This is a genomic window from Pseudomonas asiatica (genome assembly GCF_040214835.1).
Taxonomy (GTDB): domain Bacteria; phylum Pseudomonadota; class Gammaproteobacteria; order Pseudomonadales; family Pseudomonadaceae; genus Aquipseudomonas; species Aquipseudomonas putida_Z.
This window is the reverse complement of the sequence record NZ_CP157874.1, coordinates 775,124-792,557: the sequence shown is the minus strand read 5'-3', so window position 1 is coordinate 792,557 and position 17,434 is coordinate 775,124. Positions and strand designations below refer to the sequence as shown.

18 protein-coding genes are annotated in these 17,434 nt (G+C 63.7%); 6 read left to right on the top strand and 12 right to left on the bottom strand.

All coding sequences use genetic code 11. The features are described 5' to 3' along the window. Window positions 1-3: 3 nt before the first annotated feature. Together rimI and ABNP31_RS03635 are read right to left on the bottom strand one after the other, a co-directional pair. The gene (gene rimI, locus ABNP31_RS03640) at window positions 4-459 is read right to left on the bottom strand and encodes a ribosomal protein S18-alanine N-acetyltransferase (protein WP_025337640.1); all 456 of its coding nucleotides are present in this window, start codon (window positions 457-459) and stop codon (window positions 4-6) included. Next, entirely contained in the window at window positions 456-1,241 is a 786-nt protein-coding gene (locus ABNP31_RS03635) for an energy transducer TonB (protein ID WP_085592576.1), read from the bottom strand. The genes rimI and ABNP31_RS03635 overlap by 4 nt, the downstream gene beginning before the upstream one ends. A gap of 285 nt (window positions 1,242-1,526) precedes the next feature. On the opposite strand from ABNP31_RS03635, the gene mksB reads away from it, so the two are divergent. Genes mksB through mksF form a run of 3 tightly spaced genes read left to right on the top strand, consistent with a single transcriptional unit; the run spans window position 1,527 to window position 6,344 of the window. Further along, a complete protein-coding gene (mksB, locus tag ABNP31_RS03630) occupies window positions 1,527-2,816 on the top strand; it encodes an Mks condensin complex protein MksB (protein WP_024086237.1) in 1,290 nt (429 codons plus the stop codon). After that, a complete protein-coding gene (gene mksE, locus ABNP31_RS03625) occupies window positions 2,806-3,513 on the top strand; it encodes an Mks condensin complex protein MksE (protein WP_025337638.1) in 708 nt (235 codons plus the stop codon). The genes mksB and mksE overlap by 11 nt, the downstream gene beginning before the upstream one ends. Beyond that, window positions 3,510-6,344, top strand: a complete 2,835-nt coding sequence (gene mksF, locus ABNP31_RS03620; RefSeq protein ID WP_015268901.1) for an Mks condensin complex protein MksF — start codon at window positions 3,510-3,512, stop codon at window positions 6,342-6,344. Before mksE ends, mksF begins: the two co-directional genes overlap by 4 nt. A gap of 126 nt (window positions 6,345-6,470) precedes the next feature. Here the strand turns inward: mksF and ABNP31_RS03615 are convergent, their stop codons facing one another. The 5 genes from ABNP31_RS03615 to rplU form a co-directional block, all read right to left on the bottom strand. Next, window positions 6,471-6,914, bottom strand: coding sequence for a CreA family protein (locus ABNP31_RS03615; RefSeq protein ID WP_085617292.1), 444 nt, complete (start codon window positions 6,912-6,914; stop codon window positions 6,471-6,473). Window positions 6,915-6,936: 22 nt separating this feature from the next. Then, window positions 6,937-8,055, bottom strand: coding sequence for a glutamate 5-kinase (proB, locus tag ABNP31_RS03610; protein ID WP_025337635.1), 1,119 nt, complete (start codon window positions 8,053-8,055; stop codon window positions 6,937-6,939). 85 nt (window positions 8,056-8,140) lie between these two features. Further along, window positions 8,141-9,367, bottom strand: coding sequence for an Obg family GTPase CgtA (cgtA, locus tag ABNP31_RS03605; protein ID WP_025337634.1), 1,227 nt, complete (start codon window positions 9,365-9,367; stop codon window positions 8,141-8,143). A gap of 189 nt (window positions 9,368-9,556) precedes the next feature. Next, the gene (gene rpmA, locus ABNP31_RS03600; protein WP_003247464.1) at window positions 9,557-9,814 is read right to left on the bottom strand and encodes a 50S ribosomal protein L27; all 258 of its coding nucleotides are present in this window, start codon (window positions 9,812-9,814) and stop codon (window positions 9,557-9,559) included. A 38-nt stretch (window positions 9,815-9,852) separates the two neighbouring features. Further along, the gene (rplU, locus tag ABNP31_RS03595; RefSeq protein WP_003247466.1) at window positions 9,853-10,167 is read right to left on the bottom strand and encodes a 50S ribosomal protein L21; all 315 of its coding nucleotides are present in this window, start codon (window positions 10,165-10,167) and stop codon (window positions 9,853-9,855) included. Window positions 10,168-10,411: 244 nt separating this feature from the next. Between rplU and ABNP31_RS03590 the strand changes: the two genes are divergently transcribed. The 3 genes from ABNP31_RS03590 to ABNP31_RS03580 all read left to right on the top strand — a co-directional run bounded on the left by ABNP31_RS03590 (window position 10,412) and on the right by ABNP31_RS03580 (window position 12,240). Beyond that, window positions 10,412-11,380 (top strand): polyprenyl synthetase family protein, encoded by a 969-nt coding sequence (locus ABNP31_RS03590; protein ID WP_003256318.1) that lies wholly within the window; start codon window positions 10,412-10,414, stop codon window positions 11,378-11,380. A gap of 188 nt (window positions 11,381-11,568) precedes the next feature. Beyond that, a complete protein-coding gene (locus ABNP31_RS03585) occupies window positions 11,569-11,910 on the top strand; it encodes a zinc ribbon domain-containing protein YjdM (protein WP_009686103.1) in 342 nt (113 codons plus the stop codon). 84 nt (window positions 11,911-11,994) lie between these two features. Next, window positions 11,995-12,240: a PA4570 family protein gene (locus tag ABNP31_RS03580; protein ID WP_003256316.1), complete on the top strand. Its 246-nt coding sequence runs from the start codon at window positions 11,995-11,997 to the stop codon at window positions 12,238-12,240. A gap of 118 nt (window positions 12,241-12,358) precedes the next feature. Here ABNP31_RS03580 and ABNP31_RS03575 read toward each other — a convergent pair whose 3' ends face one another. The 5 genes from ABNP31_RS03575 to ABNP31_RS03555 form a co-directional block, all read right to left on the bottom strand. Further along, window positions 12,359-12,976 carry an FKBP-type peptidyl-prolyl cis-trans isomerase gene (locus tag ABNP31_RS03575; protein ID WP_025337633.1) on the bottom strand — a complete coding sequence of 206 codons (618 nt, stop codon included), beginning with the start codon at window positions 12,974-12,976 and terminating at the stop codon, window positions 12,359-12,361. A gap of 85 nt (window positions 12,977-13,061) precedes the next feature. After that, a complete protein-coding gene (locus ABNP31_RS03570; protein ID WP_015268897.1) occupies window positions 13,062-13,367 on the bottom strand; it encodes a DUF6482 family protein in 306 nt (101 codons plus the stop codon). 234 nt (window positions 13,368-13,601) lie between these two features. Next, window positions 13,602-14,090 (bottom strand): TIGR00645 family protein, encoded by a 489-nt coding sequence (locus ABNP31_RS03565; RefSeq protein ID WP_003247486.1) that lies wholly within the window; start codon window positions 14,088-14,090, stop codon window positions 13,602-13,604. A 191-nt stretch (window positions 14,091-14,281) separates the two neighbouring features. Then, window positions 14,282-14,620 (bottom strand): hypothetical protein, encoded by a 339-nt coding sequence (locus tag ABNP31_RS03560; protein WP_003247487.1) that lies wholly within the window; start codon window positions 14,618-14,620, stop codon window positions 14,282-14,284. Between the two features lie 161 nt (window positions 14,621-14,781). Continuing rightward, on the bottom strand, window positions 14,782-17,220 hold the full coding sequence (locus tag ABNP31_RS03555; RefSeq protein ID WP_025337632.1) for a Lon protease family protein: 2,439 nt from the start codon (window positions 17,218-17,220) through the stop codon (window positions 14,782-14,784). Window positions 17,221-17,434: the final 214 nt, after the last annotated feature.

The following is a 17,434-nucleotide window of genomic DNA, read 5'->3' as shown; positions in this document are numbered from 1 at the left end:
AGGTCAGTCCTCGAGCAGGGTGCAGGCCATCACCAGGGCGTCTTCACGGCCACCGGCAACCGGGTAATAGTCGCGGCGGCGGCCGATTTCGTTGAAACCGTAGCGCTCGTACAAACGATAGGCCGACTGGTTGCTGGCGCGCACTTCCAGGAAGCACTCCCTGCCATTGAGCTGGTAGGCCCGGGCCATCAGGTGCTCGAGCAGGCGCAGGCCCAGGCCGCAGCCCTGGTTTTCCGGCTTGACGGTAATGTTGAGCAGGTGCGCCTCGTCGATGATAACGTTGATCACGCCATGGCCCACCTGCTGCTGGCCGTCGAACATCAGCCAGACTTCGTACGACTTGAGCGCATCCTGAAAGATCCCGCGGGTCCAGGGATGACTGAACGCGGCATATTCGATCTTAAGTACGGCATCCAGATCCGCCTCGGTCATCGGGCGGAAGCTGATCGAGTCACTCATTCAACGCTCTTCCAGCGCGCCATCAGCTGGCGCATGGCTTTCCAGACGTCCGCCTTGCGCTGCGGCTCGTCCATCAACAGTTCAAGGCCCGGCAAGGCCCAGGCTTCGCCCAGGCCCTCGAGCTTCAGGGTTTGGTAATAGGCTTCGCCGTCGACATTGGCGGCAAAGCGCAGCGCCGGCAGGCCGACCAGCCACAGGCAGGTGCACGGGGCGTCTTCCAGGCGCGCCTGGACAAAGCCCTGGACGAAATCGCGCGCCGCCTCCGGGCCCTGGTCCATGTTGCCGCGCACCAGCAGCGGCCAGCGTACCGGCTCGCCGATGATCTGCGGGGCGTCGGGCAGGCCGGCGGCGCGCAGCATGTCCTTGAGCAGCAGGTAGGACGGGTCGCGGCTCTGGAACGGCTGGCCGGTGGCCAACTCCACCAGCAGCAGGCAGCTGCCGGCTCGCAGCAACTGCAACGAGAAGCGCGGGGGTGGCACCGGGGCCGGGCGCGGTGGCGCGGCCTGCTCCTCGGCCTCGGCGGGCTTGGCGGCCGGCTTGGGCGCACTGCCCGGGCGCGGAATCTCGATTTTCGGCCGCTCGCCGGAGCGGGCCTGGGGGGTGACTGGCGCCTCGTTGGCAGCCGGTGCCGGTCTGACGTCGAAATCGAGGTCCTCGACCGGTGCCACCGGCAGCAGCAGCTCGGGCCGCGACGGTGCGGCGAACGGCAGTTCGGCGCGCGGCAGCCAGTGCACCACTTGCATGGCGGAAAGGTAGGCGCGGCGACGGGGTTCGGTGAGCAAGTGGCGGGTTTCCGAGGGGCGAAGACAAAGGGCCATTCTAACGCCGTTGGCATTCGAGTGCCGCAACTGGTCGGCGGATTTTTATTGCCTGTACTGGCCCTTTCGCGGGTGAACCCGCTCCCACCGGTACTGTGCAAGGCCCTGTGGGAGCGGGTTCACCCGCGAAAGGGCCAGTGAATCCCCTACAACGACAAAGGTTATCTCTCATTACAGACCAAGGGGTGAAAACCTCCCCCCCGGATGCAGTACAATCGCCCCCTTTTTCTTGGCAACGAGTCGAAGCCAATGATCGAACCCAAGCGCGTCCTGCGCGCCCTAGCCGAACACTGGGCCCTGATCGAGCCGCTGTGCGAGCGTTTCGACCAGGGCACCCTGAGCCTGGTCGAATTGCGTCAGCATGTGGCCCGCCAGCAGGTCGAGAGCACCCCGCAGGACATCACCCAGCTGCTCGACGTGTGGATCCGCCTGGATATCCTGGTCCCGGTGGCCAAGAGCCCGAACCGTTTCGAGCTCAACGCGCAGATCCACGACTTCCTCGCCTACCTGCGCCGCGAACACCGGCTGGGCCTGTGCCTGGAGATCGAAGCCTACCTGCGCCACCTGGAACGCCTGGCCGGGCATATCCAGGACGCCTTCGACAACCGCGACAGCGACGACCTGGCGCGCCAGCTGCGCCTGCTCGACATGCGCGTGCGCGATGTACTGAAGAAGCTCGACAACGACGAACAGGCACTGGTGGCCGTGGCCGAGCGGGCCAAGACCAGCAACCGCCAGATCCCGCTGCGCCAGCGCTATGCCGAAGTACTGGCGACCTGGGACGAGTACGTCGAGCCGATGATCCAGCTGGTCAACGCCGACGGCGCCTTCGAACAGGGCGTGCGCAAGGTCGAGACCGTGCTGCTGAAGCTGCTGGGCGAACAGGCGCGCCTGGGCCACCTGGTCGACGACGACATGCTGCTGCGCACCCACGCGCGCATCCTGGAAATGCAGACCAGCGCCCAGCTGACCCTGCGCCACGCCCGCGAACTGCTGCTGCCGCTGCGTGAAGAAGCCCGCCGGCACAACGCCGTAACCCGTGGCGCCGCACTGGCCCTGTCGGTGATCCGGCGCAAGGGCATCGACGCCGTACCGCAAGCGGCCATGCCGATGTTCACCCGCCCGCAAAGCACTTTCCTCGGCAGCGCCAGCCAGGTCGAGGCCTATGTCTACGCCCTGGCCCGCTTCGAGCCCAAGCCGGCGCGCTTCCCCAAGGCCCACAAGACCCAGTCCGGCGCCCTGCCCCGTGCACCGCGCACGGTCAAGGAAATGGCCGAACGCTGCGAACAGGCCCTGCCGCTGCCCGACCTGATGGTCTGGCTGCTGGAGCAGGAACCCGAAGGCGCCACCGACGAGCTGCTGTACTGGTTCTCGCGCCTGTCGCGGGAAAAGCGCTTCAAGCGCGAACGCCTCGACCGCCGCGAGTACATCACCCAGGAACACCTGGTCAGCCTGCGCTCGTTCGCCCTGACTTCCAGCCGCGAAGACGCCGCCAGCGCGCCTACCGAATCCAACGCGAGCCCAGCCCATGCATCTTGATCTTTCCGAACTGTCCCAGCTCGCGCCGATCTTCCGCGAGCTGTTCAAAGGCTTCCACGTCAGCCGCCGCGACCCCGAGCTGTACGCCCAGCTGTCGAACTTCCAGGACCAGTACCGCACCCTGTTCAAGGCCCTGGGCTTCGAACTGGTGTGCGACACCCGTGGCTTCTACTACTTCGTGCCGGACATGACCGCCGCGCAGGTCAACAAGACCGCGCAGCGCCTGTCGCTGTTCACCTTCATCCTGGTCGAACACCTGGCCGACCAGGGCCGCGACCCGATGGCCGTGCTCGATGGCGGCAGCATCGGCCGTGACGAACTGCCCTCGCTGCTGGACAAGTACCGCGACCTGTTCCTGCAGGCCGAAGTGCAGACCGTGGACGAGCTGGAAGAAAAAATCCTGCGCCGCATGACCCAGCTCGGCTTCGCCTTCGAGGAAGGCGGCATCTACCGCTTCCTGCCGCCGATGCATCGCTTCCTCGACGTGTGCCTGGCCGTGCAGCAGGACCGCGACCTGGCAGCCACCCTGCACAGCGACCTGCCGCTGCCGACCCCGGTACTGGTCGAGGAAGAAAGCCCCGAAGAACTCAACCGCACCGACGACCCGCTCGACCTCACCCCCTTCGAGGGCGAAGAAAGCGAAGAGGAAGCCCTGGCCCGGGCGATCCGCGAAGAGCAACAGGAGATTGACGCATGAGCCAGGAACGCTACGGCATCCGCCGCTTCGCACTGCTCAACACCGCCGGCTACAGCCTTGGCCTGTTCCCGCTGGAGCACCCACTGTCGGTATACGGCGCCAACAACCTGGGTAAATCGGCGTCGATCAACGCCCTGCAGTTCCCGATCCTGGCACGCATGTCGGACATGAGCTTCGGCAAGTACAGCCTCGAGCAGTCGCGCCGCTTCTACTTCGCCAGCGACACCTCGTACATTCTCTGCGAACTGAGCCTGCCCCACGGCCCGCACGTCATCGGCGTTGTCGGCCGCGGCCCGGGCGGCGGTTTCGGTCACCAGTTCTTTGCCTACAAGGGCGAACTGGACCTGGCCCACTACCAGAAGAACGACACCTGCCTGCGCCAGAAAGAGCTGTTCACCAACCTCGAGCGCCTGGGGATCAAGGCCTACGAGCTGAAGCCGGACGAACTGCGTCGTCTGCTGGTCGGTGGCCACACCTCGGTGCCGCTGGACCTGACCATGATCCCGCTGCGCTCGACCAGCGAGCAAAGCCTGAAAACCTTCCGCGCGCTGTTCATCAACCTGCTGCACATGCGCGAAATCACCGCCGCCAAGCTCAAGCAGCTGTTCCTCGACGCTTTCGAGCACAGCCTGCGCTCTGGCAGCGTCGACTATATCGCCGCGTGCGAGGAAGCCTTCCGCGACGTGCGCCGCATGGAACAGGACTACAACGCCCTGGTCGCCGCCGGCCCGCTGGTCGAGGCCCTGGCCGGTGGCGTGGCCCAGCGCGACATCCTGCGCGGCAAGCTGCACCGCATTTCGCCAGTGCTCGACACCCTGCTGGGCACCTGGCAGGAATACGCCATGGCGCGCAAGGAAGAGCTGGTGATCCAGGCCGAGCACTACCGTGGCGAGCAGGACCGCCTGCAGAACGACCAGCGTGGCGGTACTCAGGAGCTGATGCGCCTGGAGCGTGAAATCACCGGTATCCAGCGCTGGCTGGGCGAGCTGTCGGTGCTCAAGCACCGCTTCGCCCTGGTCGATGACGTCAAGGTGCTGGAGCAGCAACTGCTGGCGGCCAAGGACGCCCACGACGAACTGGCCGGCGCCCTGGCCCAGTCGCGGCAGTTCAGCGCCGAAGACCTGGACGAACGCGTCCGCGACCTGGAAAAGCGCCTGAAGCAGGTCAAGCAGCAGCTCGACCACGCCGACAACAACAGCTACGCCCGCCTGCGTGAAGAGTTCTCGCAGCAGGACGTCGACCGTCTGATGCGCCTGTTCAATGGCGCGCTGTTCAGCCTGCCGCTGGGTGACCGCGGTATCGAACTGGACGACAGCGACCTGTGGGTAAAATCGCTGGAAGCGGTACTCGACGGCTTCAAGGGCGAACGCTTCGAAGCCCCGGGCCTGTCCATCGACCTGTCGCACATCGACCCACCGGCGCTGCAGGCCCTGGCCGACCGTGCGGCCCTGCGTGACCAGAAAGAGCGCTTGGAAAAAGAGCTGAAGCAGCTCAAGACCCAGCAAGCCGTGGCTGCCGACCGCTCCGCCTCCAAGGCGCAGACCGAGGCCCTGTACCAGGAAGTACTGGACGCGCAGAAAGCGCTGGAAGACTTCCGCCGCAGCGAAACCCTGGCCGCCGAAGAGCCCGAGAAGCTGGAGCAGCTGTCGCAGCTCGAAGCCGCGCAGGACGAACTCAAGCGCTCCAGCGACGCCTTCACCGAACGCGTCCAGCAGCTGTCGGCCAAGCTGCAACTGGTCGGCCGGCAGATCGGCGACCTCGAGGCCAAGCAGCGCACCCTGGAAGACGCCCTGCGCCGTCGCCAGCTGCTGCCGGCCGACCTGCCCTACGGCACGCCGTACATGGAAGCCATCGACGACTCGATGGACAACCTGCTGCCACTGCTCAACGACTACCAGGACAGCTGGCAGAGCCTGCAGCGGGTGGACAACCAGATCGAGGCGCTGTACGCCCAGGTGCGCCTGAAAGGCGTGGCCAAGTTCGACAGCGAAGACGACATGGAACGCCGCCTGCAGTTGCTGGTGAATGCCTACGCGCACCGCACCGACGAAGCCCTGACCTTGGCCAAGGCCCGCCGCGCCGCGGTCACCGACATCGCCCGGACCCTGCGCAACATCCGCAGCGACTACGACAGCCTCGAGCACCAGCTGGCCCTGTTCAACCGCGAGATCAACAAGCGCCAGGTATCCAACCTGGAGAGCTTCCGCGTGGTGCTGGCGCCGAACAAGGAAGCGCTCAAGCACATCGACCAGATCATCCACAGCGCCGGTCAGTACGAAGAAGGCGAAACCCTGTCGGTGTTCGACCTGACCCAGAGCGCCGAGCAGGACAACAAGAACGAAGAGGCCAAGGAATACCTGGCACGGTTGGTGGCAGCCAACCACAACCAGCTGGGCCTGAAGGACCTGTTCGAGCTGGCGTTCGAGATCACCAAGGTCAACGGCCAGCCAGTGATCCATGCCGACATCGACGGCGCGGCATCCAACGGCACCACCATGACCATCAAGGCGCTGACCAACATGTACCTGTTGCTGCACCTGATGGACCGCGACCTGGCCGGGCGCATCCGCCTGCCGTACTACCTGGACGAAGCGGCGGACATCGACGAACGCAACCAGGCTGCGCTGCTGGAAACCAGCCTGCAGCTGGGCTTCGTGCCGATCCTGGCGAGCGTGAAGCCGCAGGTGTCTGCGCGCGTGGCGATCGACCTGGAAGGTGGCAGCGGGCCGAATGGCATTTACATCGACGAGGCGGACTGGAAGTTCATCAGCCGTCGGGATGAGGTGAAGGCGGTTGTGCGTGAGGATCATCAGGCCGAGGAATTGGCCTGAGGTAATTGGGGCCGCTTTGCGGCCCTATCGCGACACAAGGCCGCTCCTACAGGGATTCGCGTCCCCCTGTAGGAGCGGCCTTGTGTCGCGATGGAGGCCAAAGGCCTCCCAGGATCTACCAGGCTATCAATGAGCCCAAGGCAGAATCGGAATCGCGGTCACCGCATTCTGCGGGCTGCCTTCGATCATGCGGTCGCTGTACACCAGGTACACCAGCGTATTGCGCTTCTTGTCGAGAAAGCGCACCACCTGCATGGTCTTGAACACCAGCGAGGTGCGTTCCTTGAACACTTCCTCGCCATCCTTCAGCTCACCCTTGAAGTTGATCGGCCCGACCTGACGACAGGCAATCGATGCCTCCGCCCGGTCCTCCGCAAGCCCCAACCCACCCTTCACGCCGCCAGTCTTGGCCCGCGACAGGTAGCAGGTCACGCCCTCGACCTTGGGGTCGTCGAACGCCTCGACCACAATACGGTCATTTGGCCCGAGGAACTTGAACACGGTGGACACCTGGCCGATTTCCTCGGCCCCGGCCAGCATCGGCAACGCCAGTGCCGCCACGGCAATCATCCTTTTCAGCACGTGCGCGCCCTCAGACCAGAACCAGGTTGTCGCGGTGCACCAGCTCAGGCTCCGCGATATAGCCCAGGATGCTTTCGATGGCATCCGACGGCTGACCAATGATCTTCTGCGCCTCCAGGGCGCTGTAGTTGGCCAGGCCGCGCGCCACTTCATGGCCGTCCGGGCCGACGCACACCACCATCTCGCCACGGCGGAAGCTGCCCTGCACGGTTTTCACGCCAACCGGCAGCAGGCTCTTGTTGGCCTGGCGCAGCGCCTGCACGGCACCGGCGTCCAGCACCAGGGTGCCACGGGTCTGCAGGTGGCCGGCAAGCCACTGCTTGCGCGCGGCAAGCATGCCGCGCTCGGGCGACAGCAAGGTACCCAGACGCTCGCCAGCCTTGAGGCGATCCAGCACGCGCTCGATGCGGCCACCGATGATGATGGTGTGAGCACCGGAACGGGCTGCCAGGCGCGCGGCGCGCAGCTTGGTCTGCATGCCGCCACGGCCCAGGGCGCCACCGGTACCGCCGGCCACGGCGTCCAGTGCCGGGTCGTCGGCGCGGGCCTCGTAGATCAGCTGGGCGTCGGGGTTGTTGCGCGGGTCGGCATCGAACATGCCATCGCGGTCGGTGAGAATCACCAGCAGGTCAGCCTCGACCAGGTTGGCCACCAGCGCCGCCAGGGTGTCGTTGTCGCCGAAGCGGATCTCGTCGGTAACCACGGTATCGTTTTCGTTGATCACCGGCACCACGCCCAGGTCGACCAGCGTGCGCAGGGTGCTGCGGGCGTTCAGGTAGCGCTTGCGATCGGACAGGTCGTCATGGGTCAGCAGGATCTGCGCGGTGTGCTTGCCGTGCTCGCCGAAGCTCGACTCCCAGGCCTGCACCAGGCGCATCTGGCCGATCGAGGCAGCCGCCTGCAGCTCGTTCATCGCACTCGGTCGCGACGTCCAGCCCAGCTGGCTCATGCCGGCAGCCACGGCCCCGGAGGAGACCAGTACCAACTCCACGCCTGCCTCACGCAGCGCGACCATCTGCTCGACCCAAACGGCCATGGCACCGCGGTCGAGGCCTTTGCCATCGGCGGTCAGCAGAGCACTGCCAATCTTCACGACCCAGCGCTTGGCGCCCGTCACCTTGCTTCGCATCTTCTTCCAACCTATGTCGAATCTGTAGATACCGTGGATACAAAAACGCCGCTCCAAAGAGCGGCGTTTAGTGTACTGCAACCGGTCAGTCGCGCACGTAAATGATTTCCGGGCCGTCTTCGTCGTCCTCGAAATCATCGTCCCAACCGTCATCGTCGCCGATGTCGTGCACGCTCTTGACGCCGGTACGGCGCAGGGTACGGGCGTCGTCCAGGGCCTGCAGCTGGGCACGGGCTTCGTCTTCGATACGCTGGTCGAGGTCGGCCAGCTCTTCGGCGTAGGCCGGGTCGTTGGCCAGGCGGTCGGCGCGGTCTTCGAGGTAGCGCATCAGGTCGTGGCTGAGCTTTTCGGTGCCCTGCTTGGAGATGGCCGAAATCACGTAGACCGGGCCTTCCCACTGCAGGCGCTCGACCACTTCCTTGACCCGCTCGTCGCGCTCGTCTTCCATGACCATGTCGGCCTTGTTCAGCACCAGCCAGCGCTCACGCTCGGCCAGCGACGGGCTGAAGCGGGTCAGCTCGTTGACGATGACTTCGGCGGCATCAGCCGGGCTGCTTTCGTCCAGCGGCGCCATGTCCACCAGGTGCAGCAGCACGCGGGTACGCGCCAGGTGCTTGAGGAAGCGGATACCCAGGCCGGCGCCTTCGGAAGCACCTTCGATCAGGCCGGGGATGTCGGCGATGACGAAGCTCTTCCAGCGGTCGACGCTGACCACGCCCAGGTTCGGCACCAGGGTGGTGAACGGGTAGTCGGCCACTTTCGGCTTGGCGGCCGAAACCGAGCGAATGAAGGTGCTCTTGCCGGCGTTCGGCAGGCCCAGCAGGCCGACGTCGGCCAGCACTTTCATTTCCATCTTCAGGTCACGCTGGTCACCTGGCTTGCCCGGGGTGGTCTGGCGCGGTGCACGGTTGGTGCTGGACTTGAAGCGGGTGTTGCCCAGGCCGTGCCAGCCGCCCTGGGCGACCATCAGCTTCTGGCCCGGGGTGACCAGGTCACCGATCACTTCCTGGGTGGAAGCGTCGATCACGGTGGTACCGACCGGCACACGCAGGAACAGGTCGTCGCCTTTCTTGCCGGTGCAGTCGGTGCTGCCGCCGTTGGCGCCACGCTGGGCCTCGTGGTGACGGGTGTAGCGATAGTCGACCAGGGTGTTGAGGTTTTCGTCGGCGATCATGTACACCGAACCACCGTCGCCACCGTCACCACCGTTGGGGCCACCGTTCTCGATGAACTTCTCGCGACGGAAGCTCATGCAACCGTTGCCACCGTCACCGGCCTTGACCCGAATGGATACTTCGTCAACAAACTTCATTCAAAACCGCCTCTCGCCTACTGGCGAGTTGAATACCTGAAAAACCTGAGGCTCTTGCAAAAATGAGCGCGGCGGCCCCGTACGACCGTAGAAACCCACGCCGGCAGCCCATACAAACAGCTTTGCAAGAGGCTCACCACAAACGAAAAAGCCCCGTCGCATGACGGGGCTTCTGGAGCGACGTCGCGATTAAGCGGCGACGATGCTCACGTAACGGCGCATGAACTCGCCTTTTTTCTCGAACTTGATCACGCCTTCGATCTTGGCGAACAAGGTGTGATCCTTGCCCATGCCAACGCCGTAGCCAGCGTGGAATTCGGTGCCGCGCTGACGGACGATGATGTTGCCTGGCTTGATAACCTGGCCGCCATACATCTTCACGCCAAGGCGTTTCGATTCTGAGTCGCGACCGTTACGAGTACTACCACCAGCCTTCTTGTGAGCCATGGTTCAATTCTCCAAATAAATTCAGGGGATCTAGGGGATTAAGCCTGGATACCGGTGATTTTGATCTCGGTGAACCACTGGCGGTGGCCCATACGCTTCATGTGGTGCTTACGACGACGGAACTTGATGATGCGAACCTTGTCGTGGCGGCCTTGCGAAACGACTTCGGCCACTACTTTGGCGCCAGCAACAACTGGAGCACCGATGGTGACTTCTTCACCGTTGGCGACCAGCAGGACGCGATCGAAGGTCACGGATTCGCCAGTGGCGACTTCCAGTTTTTCGATCTTGAGGAATTCACCTTCAGCGACTTTGTACTGCTTGCCGCCGGTAACGATTACTGCGTAAGACATGGTATTTCTCCGATAATCCTGCTCACCCAGCGCTTTATATGATGAGTATTGGCTGGCATGGCTGCACAGGGCTGGAACGGCCCGGTGCAATTGCGTAAGGCAGGTGCTGCCCAGGAAGTTAGGGTGCGCGATTGTACGCAACCGCGGTTTTGCTTGCAAGTACCGCCCCCGGGGCGCTGGCACCGCGCCTTGACACACCGGGACCTGCGACCTAGCATGCCGCGCAACCTCACTGGAGCAGCCGATGCAACCCCAATCCTTCTACCGCGCGGTGGCTGATGATTTCAGCGCCGTCGACGAGATCATCAAGAAGCAGCTGACCTCGCGCGTGCCGCTGGTATCGAAGATCGGCGACTATATCACGTCCGCCGGTGGCAAGCGCCTGCGCCCCCTGCTGGTGCTGCTGTGTGGCAAGGCCCTGGGCCGCGAAGGCGACGACCTGCGCCTGCTGGCTGCCACCATCGAATTCCTGCACACCGCTACCCTGCTGCACGACGACGTGGTCGACATGTCCGGCATGCGCCGTGGCCGCTCCACCGCCAATGCCCTGTGGGGCAACGCGCCGAGCGTGCTGGTGGGCGACTTCCTCTATTCGCGCTCGTTCGAGATGATGGTCGAACTGGGCTCGATGCCGGTCATGCAGATCCTGTCCAAGGCCACCCGCGTGATTGCCGAGGGTGAAGTGCTGCAGCTGTCGCGGGTACGCGACGCCAGCACCACCGAGGAAGTCTACATGGAGGTCATCCGCGGCAAGACCGCGATGCTGTTCGAAGCTTCGACCCACAGCGCCGCCGCGCTGGCAGAAGCCACCGACGAACAGCGCGAGGCCCTGCGTACCTTCGGTGACCACCTGGGCGTGGCGTTCCAGCTGGTCGACGACCTGCTGGACTACAAGGGCGACTCGCAGACCCTGGGCAAGAACGTCGGTGACGACCTGGCCGAAGGCAAGCCTACCCTGCCGCTGATCTACACCATGCGCGAAGGCACCGCCGAACAGGCTGCGCTGGTGCGCCAGGCGATCCAGAAGGGTGGCCTGGAAGACCTGGAGCAGATTCGCGTGGCGGTCGAGGAGTCGGGTGCGCTGAAGTACACGGCGGAGCTGGCGCGTGACTATGTGAAGCGTGCGATCCAGTGCCTGGAAGTGCTGCCGGCCAGCGAATATCGTGATGCGCTGGTCGAGCTGAGCGAGTTTGCGGTCGCGCGTACTCACTGACAGATCGCATCAAATCCATTCGCGGGCTTGCCCGCTCCCACAGGGATCGCGCAAGCCTCAGAGGTAGCGCAGACCCTGTGGGAGCGGGCAAGCCCGCGAATGCTTTTGTCCGGACATAATCACTTCTGAAAAAATACCTTATACAATTCGGGTTTTTAACCGCCCGTCTGTTTGTTTGAGGAACCGAAGTGAGCACTCTGCCACCCTGCCCGAAATGCAACTCCGAATACACCTATGAGGATGGCACTCAGCTGATCTGCCCTGAATGCGCCCACGAGTGGTCGGCCAGCGGCGATGCCGAAGCGGCCAGCGACGAGGTGGTGAAGAAGGACTCGGTCGGCAACATCCTGCAGGATGGCGACACCGTCACCGTGATCAAGGACCTCAAGGTCAAGGGCTCGTCCCTGGTGGTCAAGGTTGGCACCAAGGTCAAGAACATCCGCCTGTGCGATGGCGATCACGACATCGACTGCAAGATCGACGGCATCGGCGCCATGAAGCTGAAGTCCGAGTTCGTACGCAAGGTCTGATTTTCCAAAAAACCGGCAATTGGCGCTTGCTATTCAGATAATAAGAATTATTCTCATTGGGACTGCTATCCAAGGAGAATAGCCATGACTTATCTGATCGACGCCTGGCTGGACCGCCCTCACCCCTACCTGCGCATTCTTCATCGGGAAACCGGCGAAGTGTGCGCGGTGCTCGAAGAAGAAGCGCTCGACGAGCTGCGTGACCAGGGCGACCTGGACATGAGCGGGCTGAACTCGAGTGAACCGGGGGTGCTCAAGGAGCTGGTGCGGAATCTGTTTCTGTTCTGCTATGCGCGGGCGTTGCGCCCCGGGGGAACAGACTGGAACTGACGGACCTGGCGAGGGCTTCGCCCTCGACCGCGACACAAGGCCGCTCCTACAGGTGCATGCGTTCCCCTGTAGGAGCGGCCTTGTGTCGCGAATGGGCCGCAAAGCGGCCCCAGCGGCATTACAGAACGTCGAGCAGCTCGACGTCGAACACCAGCACGCTGTGCGGCGGGATGCTGCCAACGCCTTGGGCGCCGTAGGCCAGCTCGCTCGGCACGTACAGGCGCCATTTGCTGCCAGCGTTCATCAGCTGCAGGGCTTCGGTCCAGCCAGCGATCACACCACCTACCGGGAATTCAGCCGGCTGACCACGGTCGTAGGAGCTGTCGAACACAGTGCCGTCGATCAGGGTGCCGTGGTAGTGGGTGCGCACGTTGTCTTCGCGGGTCGGCTTGGCGCCTTCGCCTGCGGTCAGTACTTCGAACTGCAGGCCCGAAGCCAGGGTGGTGATGCCGTCACGCTTGGCGTTTTCGACCAGGAATGCCTTGCCAGCAGCAGCAGCGGCTTCGGCCTTGGCGGCTGCTTCGGCTTGCATCACATCGCGGATGACCTTGAAGCTGGCCGACAGGTCGGCTTCGCTGACGCGGCTGTCGGCGCCGTTGAAGGCGTCGGTCAGGCCGGCCAGGATGGCTTCCAGGCTGACGCCTGGTGGCGGGTTGTCGCGCAGCTGGCCGCCCAGCTGACGGCCGATGCCGTAGCTGACGCGAGTTTCGTCGGTGGACAGGTTGAGTTCGGACATTGTCGTGCTCCACTGCAGGGCGCAGTGAAGCCGCGCCCTTGATGAAAAGGGCGAGCAGCCTAGCACACTGGGGCGCTGCGAGCAGCTACCAGGCCGAGCGCTGGGAAATCGGCACCTTCAAGTCTTCTTCCGGGTGCGTGCCCATGCCGCACATTTCGTCCTGCACCGACCAGTGCACCAGGTTCATCGAGACCATGGGGATGGTTTGCAGCAACTTGCGCGCGTCCTCCACCGAATGTACGCGCAAGCGTTCACCACGGGCATCGGACAGGGGGTGGGGGTGGCCTTTGATCCGGGCCTCGAGCAGGTAGTCACCGCCTTCGATGGCGATCAGGTTCAGTTCGTCGACATGGCCAGCCCTGGCCTCGGTGTTGAGCTGATGCAGGTTCATGAAAGCACCTCGCGATGGGAACCACGCATGAGAGCTCATTTTTTGTACAGAAAGGGAGAATGCACAAGGCATGACTGACGCCGCTCGTCAGGTGGAAGCCGAACTGTGTGGGAGCGGCCTTGTGTCGCGAAAGGGCCGCATGGCGGCCCCAGGATATCAGCAGCAATGCATGAGCAGAGGGGCTGCTGTGCAGCCCTTTCGCGACACAAGGCCGCTCCCACAAGGGGCACAGGCTCAGTGCTTGGTCAGCTTGTCCAGGTAGCCCATGCAGAATGCCGAGACCACGAAGGTCATGTGGATGATCACGTACCACATCAGGTAATCGGTGGAGATGTTCTGTGCATCCATGAACACCCGCAGCAGGTGGATGGACGAAATGGCCACGATCGACGCGGCAACCTTCATCTTCAGCGACGAAGAGTCCATCTTGCCCAGCCAGTTGAGCTTTTCCTTGCTCTCGTCGATGTCCAGTTGCGAGACGAAGTTCTCGTAGCCGGAGATCATCACCATCACCAGCAGGCCGCCCACCAGCGACATGTCGATCAGTGACAGGATCACCAGGATCAGGTCGGCTTCGCTGAGGGCGAAGACGTTGGGCAGGACGTGGACCACTTCCTGGAAGAATTTCAGCGCCAGGGCCAGCAGGCCGAGGGACAGGCCGAAGTAGATGGGGGCGAGCAGCCAGCGCGAGGCATACATCGCGTTTTCGAGGATACGTTCCATGGAGGGTTGGGACTCATCAGGTGACTAAAAAGCGACGGCGAGTATAGCCAGCCACCTGTTACAGCAAAAGCCCGGTGAATGGGGCTGCTTTGCAGCCCATCGCGACACAAGGCCGCTCCTACAAGAGATCGCGGTCCCTTGTAGGAGCGGCCTTGTGTCGCGATGGGCCGCAAAGCGGCCCCCGGCATCAATCAGGTCTCAGGATGAAACTGGTAATCCCCCAGATTCCGACACCGCTCACCATTGATCCGCCGCAACTGCGCCTGCAAATGCAAACACCAGATCTGCGGATCCTCGGCCACCTGGTACCCATGCAAGGTCAGGCTGTCGACAATGGCATTGAGCACAGATTCGGCCACCAACGGCCCATGGAACGGCCCCTGGGCCTTGATCGCGGACGGTTGTTCACCGGCCATGCCGGCGGCGAACAGCAGCGTCCACATGCCGTTGTCCCCGGCCAGCGGACGGATGCTGCATTCGATGCGGGTCACCAGGCCCAGGCACTGGCGTGTGAGGCTGAGATTGCGCATGGCCGCGCCCCCTCCAAAAAGCCTTGTTCAGCCTGAACCTCAGGCTGTTTCCATCCTGAACGCTGATACCGTCCTTAAGTTCCAGCATAGAAGAACGGTACAGAAAGATGGAAAACCGGCGCTGAACGGTAGCACATCGCCGCTAGCGCCGGTTTCTTGACTCAGGCCGGCTTGGCCTGGGCAATTACCTCTTCCAGGCGTTCTTTCTCCGCCTTCTCGATTTCTTCCTCGCTGATCATCTCGGCAATCTCACGCAGGCGCTCCACCACCCGGGCGTTGACGCTGCCCTCGGTGAACTGGCCCTTGTCATCCAGCACACCGGCCTCCTCGCCCACCAGCAGGCTCAACGCCTCGTCGGCCTGGCTGACCGCGTACACGTGGAACATGCCATTTTCCACCGCCTGCAGCACACGCTCGTCGAGCATCAGCGTGGCGACGTTGGCACGCGGGATGATCACCCCCTGCTCGCCGGTCAGGCCACGCGCCTCGCACAGGCGGAAGAAGCCCTCGATCTTCTCGTTGACCCCACCCACCGCCTGCACTTCACCAAACTGGTTGATCGAGCCGGTAATGGCGAAGCACTGTTTGAGCGGCGTGCGCGACAAGGCCGAGATCAGCGTGCAGGCTTCGCCCAGCGAGGCGCTGTCACCGTCCACATAGCCGTAGGACTGTTCCAGGGCGATGCTCGCCGAGATCGCCAGCGGGAACTCCTGGGCATAGCGGCTGCCCAGGTAGCCGGTGAGGATCATCACACCCTTGGAGTGGATCGGCTGGCCGAGGTTGACCTCACGCTCGATGTCGACGATACCGCTGCCGCCCGGGTACACGGTGGCGGAGATGCGCGCCGGCATACCGAACGCCGAATCACCCACTTCCAGCACGGTCAGGCCGTTGCACTTGCCGATGGCCGCGCCTTCGGTGTCGATCAGGATGATGCCGGCGAGCATGTCATCCAGCACCCGCTGCGAAACACGCCCGGTGCGGGTGGCCTTGGCCTTGAGCGCACGCTCGATGTGCCCGGCGTCGGTCATTTCGTCACTGGCCAGCTGGCGGATGAAATCGGCTTCGCTGACCAACTGGAACAGGTCGCCGATACGTGCCGACAGGCGCGACTGGTTTTCTGCCAGGCGGGCGCTGTAGGTGGCCAGGCGCGCCACCGCGTCACTGGTCAGTGGCGCCATGCCCTCTTCGTTGGTGCGGGTGCGCAACAGCTGGGCGAACTGCTCCAGGTTCTCGTCGACCATGGGCATGTCTTCGTCGAAGTCCACCAGCACACGGAACATCTCCTGGAAGTCCGGGTCGTGGTCCTGCAGCGCGTAATACAGCTGGCGCGAACCGATGATGACCAGTTTGATGTTCAGCGGGATCATCTGCGGTGTCAGGCTGACGGTGGCCACCCGGCCCAGCTCGCCCAGTGGTGACTCCATCTTCAACTTGCGCGACTGCAGCGCACGCTTGAGCGCGTCCCAGACGAACGGCTCGCCCAGCATCTTCTCGGCTTCCAGAATCAGGAAACCGCCGTTGGCGCGGTGCAGCGCGCCCGGGCGCAGCTGGCGGTACGAGGTGTACAGCGCACCCTGGTCGGTGCTGTATTCGATACGGCCAAACAGGTTGTCGTAGGTCGGGTGCGGCTCGAACACCACCGGCGCACCGCCGTCGGCGTGGTGGCCGACCACCAGGCTTGGGGCGTACTGCTCTTCCAGCAGCTTGCGCGCGGCCGCGTCGGTCTTGCTGTCATCGACCAGTTGCTCGACCACGGTACGCAGCAGGTTCAGCTGCACCGACTGCAGGTAAGCGCAGACCGCAGCGTTCTCGGCGTACTTTTCCGACAGCGGCGCCAGCAACGGTTGCAGGGCCAGGGTGATGGTTTCTTCGTTGAGCTGGCGCAGTTGGTTGTTCGACTCGCGTTTCCATTGCGGCAGGCTGGCCAGCTCTTCGTTCAGGCGTTCCTCGAGCAGGGCGATATCCTCGTGGAACTGCTCGCGCACCTCTTCCGGCAACTGGGCGAATTCGGCTTCATCCAGCGCCTTGCCGTCGGCCATCGGGGTGAAGGCGACGTTGCTGGCGTCGCGGTACAGGGCCACGTCCTTTTCCAGCGAGGCGCGCTCGATCACATCCAGGGCGCGGTCGTAACGCTGGTTGAAGGCGCGGTCGATGGCGCCTTTCTTCTGCTGGTACGACGGGTGCTCGAACACCGCCGGGAAGGTCGACAACAGGTTGTCGATCAGCCCGTTCATGTCGCTGATGAACGCCCCGGCGCTGCCGGACGGCAACTCCAGTGCGCGGGGTTCACGGGTGTCATCGAAGTGGTTGACGTAGACCCAGTCGGCCGGGGTCTGCTGGCGCTTGCCCTCAGCCTTGAGGTAGCGCTTGACGAACGAGAAGCGGCCGGTGCCGGGCTCGCCCATCACGTACACGTTGTAACCAGGGCGCGGCATGGCCACGCCGAACTGCAGGGCCTCGACAGCACGCTCCTGGCCCAGGACTCCGCGAAACGGCTCCAGATCGTCGGTATTGGTAAAGGCAAACTGCTCGGGGGAGAAACGCCGGGTCAGGGCTTCAGGCGCGAGACGCAGGCGCGCAGCGACAGGATCGGGCATTGGGTTTCCTTACTTCGGCGGGGCAGATACGCAGCATTCTGGCGCTGCCCGCGCGCGCCTTGCAAGGCTCCACGGGACTTTATGTCGCAGCCAGTGCGGGTCATGTAACAGCAAATTTTTCGCAATCAACAACGCAACTCTTAGATCGTGCCTAAACTCCAAGCTGCGCGGGTGGGTGAAAAGCTTTCCCGACCTGGCAACCGAGTTGCCAGAA